We start from the raw sequence: 12,445 nt of genomic DNA, 5'->3' as shown, positions 1-12,445 counted from the left end.
TTTCTAGAGTGTTCGTTGGCAAAAGTTCCAACGACACACTGAGAACGCCAGTAACTCTGGATACGCTGAGAAATCTTATGGTTTCCTAGCGCAAGAATCCCCAACTATAATCTCCGATTTAGTTGGGGTGCGTTCAATCATCGCGTTCGTTATCCGGTTTTACATTTATCGCTTTCTCCTCACCCGGACGATCGACTTTCTGACAAGCAGGCATTTGATTTAATTGAAAATATGGTTAAACGTTGCGGATATGGGGATTGTCAGTGGGTGGCAGCCCGTCACGATGATACAATTACGCCAGAGGGAAAATTACGCCCTCATTATCATGTAATCGTTAATCGGGTACGTTTGACTGACTGCCGAGTGGTGTCAGCTTGGAAAGATTGGCAGCGGTACGAAATGGTGCTGCAAGAATTGCGAGAAGAATACAATTTGACTAGGGTGATTGATAGCAGAGATTCAAAGCACAGAGAATTAACCACAGCACAAGCGCAAAGAACCAGGCAGTTACAGCAGCAATTGGATTCCAACCAGATAGATTGTGTTCCTAATGTGCGATTGCAACTTCAAAATGCGATCGATTCTGCGATTACAAGAGTCCAAGAGGTGACAAGTCTTGGTGAAACTCTATCCAATGTTGGTGTTACTACTGTGGTTACTTCACGGGGAATTAAGTTTGAAAAAGATGGGATATGGTTTGCGGGTTATCAGCTGGGAAAAGCTTACACTTTAAAAAGTTTGTCAGAACGTTTGTCACAACAGAAGCTGGTCAGGACGATCGCTCCAATTATCGCAGATTGTCTAGTCAATCAAACAAGATTGGTAGGTCAACACCATACTGCTTATTGGGAAGACGACCAATTAGTACTGATGGATAACAAAAATTCTCGGATCAAAATGAGGGCTGTTAATCAAAATGGGTATTGGACATCTGTAGGACTCCCTAAGCTGATTCATAGCGATGTCAGCCACTTTTTGGAAATTGATATGAGACGTAAACAGATAGCCCAAGAAGCTAAAAAGCAGCGCCAGAAGCAACAAACTGAGGTAGAGCTTTGAGGCTCAATACACTTTTGATTGTATAAGTGTTGGCATGATCTATGTAATGCTGCGATCGCCTGTGGTTGCCGATTTTTAATAAAACATCTGTACTACTTTTTTTGAGAAAGCATTTATACTGTAGAACGAAGGCTCATACTTGCGATCGCTATGCCATCTTCTCTTCCCCAGCAAATTCTTAGCCGACTGGCTGTTGGATTAATAGAAACTCGAAGACAGGTTGTTGAAGGCACAGCCAATCCTATCACTATGCCACTCGGAATGTAAGAAGTTATTTGAAGTTGAACTTGTTATTGCTTTGCATGAACTAATTGCTGCTAATAGTTCTAGTTTCCAGTCCGCTCCCTTTCCATTAGCAGATACTTGGTCTTTATTGACAGGTTACGTAACCCCCGAGCTTAATGACGACCCTAAATTTATCCAGTCAGCCCTAATAGTTCGTTGCCGCTGTAACTATATTCGTACTCGTACTGCTTGGAACCATATCCTTGATTGGTACAAAACCCTACCTGAAGTTGTACGAGGATATCGACTTTTCCCTGATGGCAGCTACACTCGAATCAGCAGTCCTTATGTGCCTCAACGCACTTCAGTAATTGCTGATGCTCTTCATAACATCCCCATCGTAAAGAACCTAACGTTCGGCTCGCTAAGGCTGGTAAGGAGTATTTCTTTCACAATGGTAGTGAATATGTCAGTGTAACAATTCCTGACGAAGCGATCGCTGGAATGAAAACAATTCTTGCTCAATCTCCAGCAATTGAGACTCCTCGCGCCAGAAATACCGCTGTTCCTCCTAATACCATCGAAGTCGATCTCGACAGTCTAGCTAACACCGCTCAATACCTTCATCAGCAATTTCCAGAGCAAAACTGGCTAGAAAGGTTTGACAATCTGAAAAATAGTTTCCGCCTGCTTTCTCCTAATTCTACTGGTAATCCTTCTATTATCGAAATCAATCGGCTGTTTCATCTACTTGGCCCAACAGGATCTGGTAAGAGTACTTTTCTAACACTGCTAATCACTAATTTATGTCAGCAAGATCGGACTTTCCGTATTGCTGTAATTGCTAACACTGTTACAGATGCTTTGGATTTGTGCAGCGAACTCATTCAAATAGGGATCTCTGCTGCTCCCATTTTGGGCAAAGACCGTGAGAGCCATCAAAGCCAATACGGAATGGCACATCGGCAACAGCTCGATCCTGGTATTTTATTCGATCCAAATAGTCCAGAAATTGATGAACCTGCCCTTAAGTGGCTCACAGGTGTATGCCCTCTAGCAACCTATAGTAGTAGTGATATTCCACCAGGTCATGAACCCTGTCGCCGACTCGTAACCTCAAAAAACTTTCAGCGGATTCAACAGGACTACCGAACAACTCCTACCTATTATAGCTGCCCACTAATGCCTATCTGTCCAGTTCATCAGTCTAGTCGCGATCTGATCGCTGCTCAAGTCTGGGTTGCTACCCCCGCTTCTCTTCTCTTCACCACCATGCCAACCAGCTTAGTACAGACACGAATGTATGCACTTGAAGCGATTTACCACTGGTGTCATTTAGTTATTGTTGATGAAGTAGATCGGGTGCAATTGAGTATTGAAGAGCGTTTTACTCCCACCAACGATCTATGTGGTACTCCCAAGTCTTTAATTGACTCCATTAATCTTCAACTCGTCGAACTCTCTTATAGAAATGGAAAAATGAGTTTGGCTGATAAACGCTTTCGTGAGCTTAATTTTACAACCAAAGAAGCTAATCGATTATGCGAACAGTTATTTTCCTTAATTTTGGATTATCCTCATCTAAAAAATTGGGCTAATAAACCTCTTTATAATACGGTTGCATACGATCGTATTCTGTCTGAGCTAAAAAGCTTTTACCCACAGATTCCCCAAGAACAACTACAGCAACACATTGTTCTTCTTAAAGACATTTTTAAAAAGTTTCACCAGGAGTTCCCTTCTGCTGGTACATCTTTAAGCCCAGCTACTCAACTTGAGCAGATTGTTTGTCACGTTTTGAATCAGGGAGAACGTTTAATATTAGCCCTACAAAATTGGATTGAGCCTTTTCTACCTTCTCCTCTCCCTGCAACAGAATCAGCCAGAATTTTTTTGGAAAAGTTAGCATTTGCTGTTATTTTGACTGGAGTTGATAAGCTGGTAAACGATATCACTCGCTACTGGCTCAATAATGCTCCTGAACTTAAGCCGGAACAAGCATTTGCTAACAATGCTCCTGAAGAATTTACTGATATTGGTATAGAATCCCCTTTAGGAAATCTACTAGGATATCAATTTATTGAGCAACCAGCTATTAGCACTAATCAGCCCGTTCAGGGTACATTGCGACATCTTAATTGCTTAAATTTAGGGCGCTTCCTGCTACTGGGTTTCCCCTACCTATATTTGCCTTTAACCGGACAATATGGCCCACATACATTGTTAACTAGCGCTACTTCCTGGGCACCAGAGTCCCCATCATTTCACATTAATATTGCCCCTCATGCAGTTTTAGTACCATCTCAGAAACGTCAAGATGCGATCCGAAACAGCCACTTTAGCGTGTTGACTGTACCCGACGTTCAGGGCAATAAAATTCATGTTAGTGGTTCTGGCATTGGTTCTAACCGATATGAAGCTCTCACTAACCTAATTCGCTATTTGGCTTTGGATAGAAACAACCAACGCTCTCACCTGGAGAATGAGCTGGCTCACTGGAAAGAGGCTGGTAGAGCCAGAGGTATTTTGCTTTTAACAGGTAGCTATGCCGAAGCCCGCTATATCAGTGATTTTTTACAAAGTAGTCATCAATGGAAGGGGCGAATCAAGTGCTTGCAGAGCGATCGCTCTACGGCTGAGGAAGAATGGTTGTTGTCTCGCTCCTTAGTGGAAGAACTGCCCTACCATAATGTTGATATACTTGCGTCCCCTTTGTCTTCGATTCAACGAGCGTACAACATTCTCGATCCAGTAACTAAAACAGCGTTTCTGGGTAGCATTTACTTCCTGGTTCGTCCCTATCCTAATCCTACCGATGTCAGCCGACATCTCAAAGCTATCAATAAATGGGCAATTGAGAACTACCTGAGTCCTAATGCAGTTAGACCGTTGCTCGATGGAGGTAATGCTCCTGCTGCGATCGGGCAACTTCGGAAAACAGCCCATGCCTTATGGTACAAGGCACTCCAAACCAGTGGCTTCGAGTCCGCTGCTCTGAACCCACAGCAATGGCAGCAAATTTGTTGGGATCAAATTGTTGCTTTGACTCAGGTGTTAGGACGAGCCTGCCGTGGAGATGTGGAAATGCACGTCTTCTTCTGCGATGCTGCCTTCTACCCGGAAAGCCCCGAACGTAATTTATTGATGGGCTGGAGAGATATTTTAGCTCCTTATTTCCAAGTGGAATCGGGCTTACCGGAATTAGACCGGGAGCTCGCCTCCATTCTCTACGGAGCTGTCTACGATCGACTCACTCGTATGCTTAATTGAGACTATGTATAGTAAGCAACTTACCGAAGACCATCAAAACAATTCATCTAGTCAGCAGCAACAAGAAAAATATCCTCCAGTTAACGAACTGCAAGCATTAGGGTGGATAATTGACGGTGCTGACTTGAGTATTTTTGGTAATATTTATACCTTAGAGTTACCTCCATCTTGGGTTGACTTGCTCAATCCACTGGCACATATTGACGAAACTCCTCCGATTAGAAGTCTCTATGCTGCTATCAAAGGCTGTGCTCCTAATATTACTTATATTTTTCCGGGGTCTTTTAGGAGAGAGCCAAATCAACGTCCCCCATACTGGCTAGCAGCAACTGACCGTAATGGTCTAATTTCTATCTCTCAACTGGGTAGATTAATACGTACTTGGCTCAGAGAAAATTACGAACATCTAGTTGCCCAAAAGCTTGCCAAGGATATGCAACCAGCATTGGATAGTCTTAACTGGCAACCTCTTGACCTCAACAGCGCTCCTATTGATATTTTGCAATCCCTACTACCGCATCTGGTAGCCCGTTGGCTCACGACTCAAAAATTTCGGCTAGGTTTGCATGACAGCAAGGGACATGAATCCTTATGGAATTTGGTCTATGTTGCTGACCCCGATACTAACGAAGCTACGTTAGTCACTTGGCATCCAGATGATTTTAAGCATCCTAAGTATGCTTGGCAGGGCAAGGTTAGCTTCTATATTCGACTTAGATTAGCCCCCTCGGATGGCAAAACGCCCAATCTCCTACTGATGAAAGCTGGAATTCGTCGGTATCTTACCCGTCCTCTAGTGGAGTGGGATGCTACTAAAAATTGTCACAAAATTCGTTTTCCCAAGGGACAGCGTAGTAGTGCTTACCTGGCTGTGACTGAAATAGATTGGATGAAAGAGCAACCTTTGGTAGCAGCAACCACTCCCGACACTACACTGGTCAAGCTCAAACTAGCTCGGCACGATGATTTGCATTGGGAGGGACGGCTGGGTAAAATTTTATCCAACTTTACCAGTATTGAGATTCCGGAGCCTCAAGCATTCTTGCAAGCTCCTCTGTCATCTGCCCCTCAACTGCTAATGGTTTATCGTAATACCTTCGGTTCCTATGCAGTGAAAGCTGGGATTGAAGCGGCTGACCGCTATGAATTGTTTAAGCGGATCTCGAGGATGATGCCTGTCGGTATCAAAGAGGCTCCCATTATTGATCGTATAGATATCAAACGCCAGTCTAAGAAGCGGTTATCATCTAGAACTCGTCCTCTGATTATCCCACCTAGTACATCTTCATCAACGTATCACATTCAGATTGCCTGCACTCAGAAAGAAATTTTTGTGAATGCTTTACAGGAAATTTTGAGTAGCCCAAAAACTAAGGGGAAGCTCACTCAAGTTAATGAAAGCTCTTGGGATTTTACCAATCAACTTGGACAATGCTACCGAGTCAACATTTCTTTAGACTCTTTACCAGAGGAACACATTGCTTCTTTAGATCTACAGAATAAGTACAGTAAAGGTATAGCTGCTGCTGCTAACCAAAGTCGTGCCAGTCGGATTGAAGCCGATCTCAAGAAGTCATCTCCTTTGACTAATACTAAGCACGGCATTATTGTCGAATTGTTGGACTACCGTAAAGTTAAAAGTAAGGAACGCCTCAAAGATCCTAAACCTGGCATTCGTTGGGGTTATGCTTACAATGGGACACTTTTACAGTTCTTCGCCCCCAACGAACAGATTACCGAAAGTGGACTTCACAAAAAGTGCTTGAACACAACACTAGATTTATTACGACAACTTAATTTTCCTTTGGGAATCCCATTTTATACGGGACTCTACAACACCCAATTGCCCGAGCGATTGGACATTTTAGGAATCTACATTATTCGTCTCAATGCGCGTAACTTTAAGGAAGATAATGTCAATCTTCCAATTGTAATTCTGCTCGATGGTGACTATCTATGCAGTCAGGTAGAAGTTTATTTACCTAGCGAACACGGACCTATCCGGTTACCTTACAATGAGGCATTGCTACAAATCGCTAATCTTGAGCGCCACCATTCCCTGAAGTACGATAGCGATCAGATCCGTAACTTCATAGAATGCGTTTTTCGAGACTATCCAATCAAGCGGCCTACGCTACTGATGTTTGACGATCAAAACATTCGTAAGGATTTGCCTGACTTATGTCAGACACCGGGCAACTCTACTCAAAATGGCTGGCATACAAACTTACTTTTTATGAAGGATTTGAGCCAGATAAGAGTTGCGAGGCTTCGCTACTCATCTAATAATCTAGTCAGTGATTTATGTCCTTTATCTAATTTCAACCGTTATTCTGGGCTATACCATAACCCAGATTTCAGTACTGCTGTATTCTCTATTGGACGTTCTCCCCAGTCCGCCAAACGCCCAACTGCATCCCGCAAACGCGATCGGATGACAAAACCTGGCTGGAACCAATCTGTTTTAGAAATTCAATGGCTTTGCTTGCAGCCAGGGGATAACTTAGTTGACTGGTCAGTAGCTGTTCATCGTCTGCGTGAATCTTCTCCTTTCCTAGATCTAGAAATAACGACTGCTTTTCCTCAACCTCTGCATCAGGCTACGCACTTTCGAGACTACATTACACGCCTGGAAACTGAAAGCGAAGAGAATAGTGAAGATTTAGAAATAGAGTTTGACGACAATGAGGCAGAAGATGAAGTTATTTCATCTTCCATAGAGCAATTGAGACTATTTTAACCCTTCAGAAGTTTGCTTTTAAATTATGCACTGATAAAACATAATCGATAGTTATTCAGGTTGGTTGGCTCTCTTTTGTTTCTTCAATAATTAACTACTGGTAATATAAAGTAGCTAAATCACTTTCCAGTTACAACTCCAGACAAAAAAGACTATTATCAAATGTCGTATCTTTAGGAAACAGCGTCATAGAGGAAAGTGCTTGGACTTCCAATTCTTCCCATTCAAGTAGCCTAAAAGTAGTTACTTAGCACAAAAGGCAATAAACAACTAGATTATCCGCTTCAGTACCTAATCGTTTACCCAAAAATTCAGAACCATGATCATATCTTTCACAAATCAAAAAGGCGGAGTGGGAAAATCGACCTCAGCCGTACACATGGCTTACTGGCTACAAAAACGAGGAAACGTACTCCTAGTAGATTCCGACGCGCAACAAAGTAGCTCCACTTGGCTCAAAGCATTGGATTTACCGTACCAAGTAGTGAGCGACCCTGAAGAGTTATTTGAAGTTCTCCCCGAACTAGCCCAAAAATATTCATCCGTAGTAGTTGATGGCCCAGGTAGCTTGAGCGAAGTTACCAAAGCTATACTGGCTCGGTGTGATTTAGCATTGGTTCCCTGCCAACCTTCTGGACTTGACCTTCATAGCAGCACGAAAATTCTCCGCTTTATTCGACACGCCCAAGAACTGCGAGGCGGAATGCCGAAAGCGGCAATGTTTTTGAGCCGCGCTACCAAAGGAACTCTATTATTACAAGAAGCCAAACAACTGCTCAAAGAAAGCAACTTTCCCCTGCTAAGTACCATCTACCAGAGGCAGTGTCTTGCTGATGCTCCCGGACAGGAGCGCACAGTCTTCCAAATGTCGGGAGCAGCAGCCAAAGAAGCTGCCAAAGATTACGAGTCCTTGTTTAAAGAATCCCTGGAGGTTTTAAATGGCAGCAAATAGGCGTAGTTTGAAAGAATTTGTGTTTGGAGAAGAGTCGGTTGTCTCTACCTCTGTGGAAAACCCCCAGTCTTTACTGATAACCGCGATTACCTTACCAGCAAGCCAGCCCCGACGCTATTTTGACCAACGAAAACTGGAGGAACTGACTCAATCAATTCGCGCTCACGGCATATTGGAGCCATTATTGGTGCGTCCACTACCCGAACAACTTAACCAGTACGAACTGGTAGCCGGAGAAAGGCGTTATCGAGCAGCCCAAGCTGCTGGGTTAACTGAAGTTCCGGTTACGATTCGCCAACTGACTGATATTGAAGCTTTACAATTTTCGCTAATTGAAAACTTACAACGGGAAGACCTCAGTCCGGTTGAAGAAACGGAAGGGATTTTGCAATTACTGGCTTTTAAGTTAGAGATGAAAGTAGAAGAAGTAACAAATCGGCTTTACCGGATGCGAAATGAAAATAGTGGGTTAGTTAGTCAAAACGTTTTGACTAACTCCGAAGGGGAAGCGATACAAGCTTTATTTGACTCCTTGGGTTTAGTCAGTTGGTCATCTTTCATTACGACTCGGTTGCCGTTACTGAAACTGCCAGAAGAAATCAAAGCGGCACTACGAGAGGGTAAGATTGCCTATACTAAAGCCCAAGTTATTGCCAGAGTGAAAGATATAGATGCCCGTTGCCGTTTGTTGGATGAAGCAGTTGAGCTTGATTTGTCGTTGGTTCAAATCAAGGAAAGGGTAGCGGCTCTGAATCGTCCTCAAGTGGCTGAAGTCCAAAAAAATCCCACTTTAAAAAGTCGAGTGGATAGTAGCTATCGTTTATTAAAGAAATCCCAGGTTTGGGACGATCCGCAGAAGCAGAAAAGTTTGGAAAAGTTGTTGGCACAGATAGAAGCACTCGTTTCTGATGCGGATACCCAGAGTTAAATAATAGCTAGATTTAGCTAGCTGCGAGCATCAGATTCAGGTGCAGTAGGGAGCCAGTAAGCTTGACAGTCTCGCGTCCTTTCTATTAACCGACGGCAAGATCATTTCTCGGCGTAGTAAGGCAGGGTCTTGGAAATTATGATACTGGTTAAGTAGGGCATTAACTTCTTTTTCTGAGTAAATAATACCAACTTCAAAGCGTGAGGCTAAGTATTCCAGCACTAGTTGTTGGAACTTACCTTTGTTACGCAAAGAAGGCCATTCGGTGATGCGCCCTTGTGAGTCGAGGTAATTTGCTAGTTCGCTCATCAGTCAATGTCTCGTCCTTGCTTAGTTTTAGCAATATTCTATTAGTCTTGAGAGCGAGAATGTTAGAGCAATTTCTTACATTAGACATAGCGGTACTTTTTCTGAGGTAAGAATTTCAATTTAAGTTGATTTCAACCAACAGCAAGAGCAAATCAAGCAGAGAAATTTCTATTTTTAGATAAGGAGATTGTTTAGGCATTATTCTCTGTTAACACTTTCTGGCAACACGGAACAGTTAAAGAGCGTGAAATTGGTAATCATCTAAATGAAAACCCAGACGCATTCTAAAACTTTAAAATCCCAAAATTTACCAAGACTGCGAGATTACCAAAAACAAGTCATATTAGATTTTAAAGCCCAAATCCAAGCCGGACACCAACGCCACCTGATTGTCGCTGCTACGGGGTCGGGGAAAACAATTATGGCAGCATCCATTATTTATGACGCTTTTTTGGACGGTCAACAAGTTTTATTTGTGGTGCATCGGGATGTTTTAATCCAGCAAACTTTAGAAAAATTTGTTTTATTTGGAATTAACTGCGGAGTAATAGCCGGAGGGCGTAAAGAAGAAAGACAGCATCGAATACAAATAGCTTCGGTACAAACTTTAGCTTATCGGGAAATAGATGAATGGTTTAGACCTGATTTAGTTATCTGCGATGAATGTCATTTAACCAGCTTCACAAGCGTCATGCTTAAACGCTTTCCTAAACTCAAAGATTGTACCAATGTAACCGCCAATAACTGTATATATATTGGTTTAACTGCCACACCATTTCGTCTAGCAAAGAAAGAAGAATTAGGAGATATTTTTACGGGATTGGTTAAAGCACCTTTTCCAGAACAGTTAATTAAATGGGGATTTTTAACTCGACCAGTTTACTACAGTAATGGTGAACTGGATTTATCAGAAGTAAGGGAAGAGAATGGAGATTTTGCCATTCAAGATTTGGAACTAAAATGCAATGTCCCGGAAGCGATCGCAGCCGCAGTGAAAGAATGGCAGCGTTTGGCGGCAGGTCGGGCAACAATTGCCTTTGCAGTTAGTATAGCTCATGCTCGCGCGATCGCATCTTCATTTCGAGATGCTGGAGTCCATGCTGCTCACGTAGATGGGTCGATGTCACCTAAAGAACGAAATATTTACTATGAAAAATTATCTCAAGGAGAAATCAGCGTTTTGGCTTCTTGTGAATCCTTAGCGGAAGGCTATGACGACCCAAAAATATCTGCGGTACTTTTATGCCGACCGACTAAAAGCCGAGCCAAGTATTTTCAACAAGTAGGTAGAGGTTTAAGAATATCACCTCACAAAACAGATTGTTTAGTGTTAGACCAAGCCGGATTAGTGAAAAGATTTGGGTTTATTGAAGATTTCCGAGAAGTAAGTTTAAACGAATCTATAGAAACAGAAGGTGGCGAAATTCCGATGAAATGTTGTCCGGTGGAATGGGGAGGGTGCGGTGCATTAACTTGGATTGCAACACCTCGTTGTCACCAGTGCGGTTATGATTTTGTACCAAGAGAAAAACTGACCCCAATCCAAGCTTTAGAACGGATGATTAGAGATGAAGACCGCCATTCATTCTATTTTTATCGCCAAAAGTTAAACGAAGCATTTGCTAAAGGTTTTTCTCCAGCTTGGGCGGCTCAACGGTGGCGAGAGGAATATGAAAGCAGCACTTACCCGCCTCTTGATTGGGCTAGAGGGGCAATTTTTGGTGATAATCCAACTGCGGCTGAACAAGCGAAATATCGTAAATATTTGAATATTATTGCTGGGAAAAATCATAAACCTAAACAATGGGTGGTTAAATATATGAAATGTGAGTTTGGGGCTGATTGGGTAGAAAAGTGAAGCGCAGCATCGTGAGAGATGATGTTGAGTTCGGTGCGGAATAATATGACCAAAAGAAGGGGGAAGAGTGCGAATGAGCTAAGTTATAACATCCTCCTATCCTTTTACGGAATTCCGGCAACTTTCAATTTCTCAGCAACTTTTAACTGAGCCAAACGTTTTTCATATTTTTGGTCTATTTCCAATGTAAGGTCGCACAATTCTTTAGCTTTCTGTTCGGTTAATTTGGCAAGTTCAAGCAGTTCTGTTAGCTCGGCTAGTTCCTGTTCGCTCATTGATGGTTGTTTCATTCTCAGTTCTCCAAACGAGTTTTAAGCCTATTAGCATTTATTTTAACCTCCAATACTTGCCCCAAGATGATTCCCAAATCTTCTCCAGCCTCCTGAATTATTTCGTTAGGTACATTTTCTGGCGAGATGCGAGCGACAATACTCTGAATTCTGCCTCGATATATTTCTACAAAAAGCAGGATATTACTCAAAGCAGCAAAAAATTGAGTAAGCACAACGTTGTCTGGGAAGCGGGACAATCTTTGTCTGACTAAGGAAAGTCCCTCTGTAGCATCTCGTTCAGTTTGCTCTAGTTCCTGATTTAGTCGGTCAATGAGAGCTAAAATTTCGGATGGTATAGGCATTGTGAATTAAAATCGAATCCTTACAAGCATAATATAAATACTTGAGTAGCTAAGTGTTAGCTTAGGTGCGATTCTCTTCATGCTTCTCTAAATTAATCACCAATTTCCTGATCTCGCAATTTTTCTTTTTCTGTCTGTAAGGATACTCCTGGCGCTCGCAGTTTGGGTAAAATAGCCTCAAAGTAAGCTAAATCGCGTTCAGATAGTTGCGTAAGCATCTTGCCACCAGACTGAACTAACAACAAACCCCGCCCATCTTTAGAGTGAATTTCTACAAATCCCTCCGTGGTAGCCTTCCATTTATAAGAAAGTTTTCCATCAATTTCTATTGCATGATTTTGAGATTTGGCATAATTTACCAAAGCAGTAGAAAGCTTTTGGACTCGCAGATAATAATTTGCTTCCTGCTGTCCGACAACGGCAAACGCACCACTAGGTTGTCTGCCTTTAATTTGTGCCATTACCAAGTC

10 protein-coding genes and 1 pseudogene are annotated in these 12,445 nt (G+C 42.5%); 7 read left to right on the top strand and 4 right to left on the bottom strand.

Annotated features, from left to right (window positions below; genetic code table 11):
• Positions 1 to 72: 72 nt before the first annotated feature.
• The 6 genes from ACE1CC_RS12840 to ACE1CC_RS12815 all read left to right on the top strand — a co-directional run bounded on the left by ACE1CC_RS12840 (position 73) and on the right by ACE1CC_RS12815 (position 9,174).
• Positions 73 to 1,059 carry a relaxase/mobilization nuclease domain-containing protein gene (locus ACE1CC_RS12840; protein WP_413270828.1) on the top strand — a complete coding sequence of 329 codons (987 nt, stop codon included), beginning with the start codon at positions 73 to 75 and terminating at the stop codon, positions 1,057 to 1,059.
• A gap of 220 nt (positions 1,060 to 1,279) precedes the next feature.
• Positions 1,280 to 1,762, top strand: a complete 483-nt coding sequence (locus ACE1CC_RS12835) for a pPIWI_RE_Z domain-containing protein (protein WP_413270827.1) — start codon at positions 1,280 to 1,282, stop codon at positions 1,760 to 1,762.
• Positions 1,763 to 1,788: 26 nt separating this feature from the next.
• Positions 1,789 to 4,554 carry an ATP-binding protein gene (locus ACE1CC_RS12830; protein WP_413270826.1) on the top strand — a complete coding sequence of 922 codons (2,766 nt, stop codon included), beginning with the start codon at positions 1,789 to 1,791 and terminating at the stop codon, positions 4,552 to 4,554.
• A gap of 4 nt (positions 4,555 to 4,558) precedes the next feature.
• Positions 4,559 to 7,294 carry a pPIWI_RE module domain-containing protein gene (locus ACE1CC_RS12825; RefSeq protein WP_413270825.1) on the top strand — a complete coding sequence of 912 codons (2,736 nt, stop codon included), beginning with the start codon at positions 4,559 to 4,561 and terminating at the stop codon, positions 7,292 to 7,294.
• Positions 7,295 to 7,613: 319 nt separating this feature from the next.
• Positions 7,614 to 8,246, top strand: a complete 633-nt coding sequence (locus ACE1CC_RS12820) for an AAA family ATPase (protein ID WP_413266369.1) — start codon at positions 7,614 to 7,616, stop codon at positions 8,244 to 8,246.
• Positions 8,233 to 9,174 (top strand): ParB/RepB/Spo0J family partition protein, encoded by a 942-nt coding sequence (locus tag ACE1CC_RS12815; RefSeq protein WP_413270824.1) that lies wholly within the window; start codon positions 8,233 to 8,235, stop codon positions 9,172 to 9,174. The genes ACE1CC_RS12820 and ACE1CC_RS12815 overlap by 14 nt, the downstream gene beginning before the upstream one ends.
• A gap of 36 nt (positions 9,175 to 9,210) precedes the next feature.
• Here ACE1CC_RS12815 and ACE1CC_RS12810 read toward each other — a convergent pair whose 3' ends face one another.
• Positions 9,211 to 9,483 carry a DUF2087 domain-containing protein gene (locus ACE1CC_RS12810; protein WP_413270823.1) on the bottom strand — a complete coding sequence of 91 codons (273 nt, stop codon included), beginning with the start codon at positions 9,481 to 9,483 and terminating at the stop codon, positions 9,211 to 9,213.
• Positions 9,484 to 9,748: 265 nt separating this feature from the next.
• Between ACE1CC_RS12810 and ACE1CC_RS12805 the strand changes: the two genes are divergently transcribed.
• On the top strand, positions 9,749 to 11,341 hold the full coding sequence (locus ACE1CC_RS12805; protein ID WP_413270822.1) for a DEAD/DEAH box helicase: 1,593 nt from the start codon (positions 9,749 to 9,751) through the stop codon (positions 11,339 to 11,341).
• Between the two features lie 104 nt (positions 11,342 to 11,445).
• Here the strand turns inward: ACE1CC_RS12805 and ACE1CC_RS12800 are convergent, their stop codons facing one another.
• The 3 genes and pseudogenes from ACE1CC_RS12800 to ACE1CC_RS12790 all read right to left on the bottom strand — a co-directional run.
• Positions 11,446 to 11,631 carry a hypothetical protein gene (locus tag ACE1CC_RS12800; RefSeq protein WP_413270821.1) on the bottom strand — a complete coding sequence of 62 codons (186 nt, stop codon included), beginning with the start codon at positions 11,629 to 11,631 and terminating at the stop codon, positions 11,446 to 11,448.
• A 2-nt stretch (positions 11,632 to 11,633) separates the two neighbouring features.
• Positions 11,634 to 11,975, bottom strand: coding sequence for a hypothetical protein (locus ACE1CC_RS12795; protein WP_413270820.1), 342 nt, complete (start codon positions 11,973 to 11,975; stop codon positions 11,634 to 11,636).
• Positions 11,976 to 12,067: 92 nt separating this feature from the next.
• Positions 12,068 to 12,445, bottom strand: a pseudogene (locus ACE1CC_RS12790) (hypothetical protein); the annotation flags it as partial.

The organism is Floridaenema aerugineum BLCC-F46 (genome assembly GCF_041929345.1).
GTDB classification, from domain to species: domain Bacteria; phylum Cyanobacteriota; class Cyanobacteriia; order Cyanobacteriales; family Aerosakkonemataceae; genus Floridanema; species Floridanema aerugineum.
This window is presented reverse-complemented; position numbering and strand designations above follow the sequence as displayed.

Excerpts from the sequence above, each read along its gene's own strand:
- ACE1CC_RS12805 (WP_413270822.1), top strand. The coding sequence starts at position 9,749 with ATGAAAACCCAGACGCATTCTAAAACTTTAAAATCCCAAAATTTACCA.
- ACE1CC_RS12795 (WP_413270820.1), bottom strand. The coding sequence starts at position 11,975 with ATGCCTATACCATCCGAAATTTTAGCTCTCATTGACCGACTAAATCAG.
- ACE1CC_RS12830 (WP_413270826.1), top strand. The coding sequence starts at position 1,789 with ATGAAAACAATTCTTGCTCAATCTCCAGCAATTGAGACTCCTCGCGCC.
- ACE1CC_RS12815 (WP_413270824.1), top strand. The coding sequence starts at position 8,233 with ATGGCAGCAAATAGGCGTAGTTTGAAAGAATTTGTGTTTGGAGAAGAG.
- ACE1CC_RS12825 (WP_413270825.1), top strand. The coding sequence starts at position 4,559 with ATGTATAGTAAGCAACTTACCGAAGACCATCAAAACAATTCATCTAGT.
- ACE1CC_RS12820 (WP_413266369.1), top strand. The coding sequence starts at position 7,614 with ATGATCATATCTTTCACAAATCAAAAAGGCGGAGTGGGAAAATCGACC.
- ACE1CC_RS12810 (WP_413270823.1), bottom strand. The coding sequence starts at position 9,483 with ATGAGCGAACTAGCAAATTACCTCGACTCACAAGGGCGCATCACCGAA.
- ACE1CC_RS12800 (WP_413270821.1), bottom strand. The coding sequence starts at position 11,631 with ATGAAACAACCATCAATGAGCGAACAGGAACTAGCCGAGCTAACAGAA.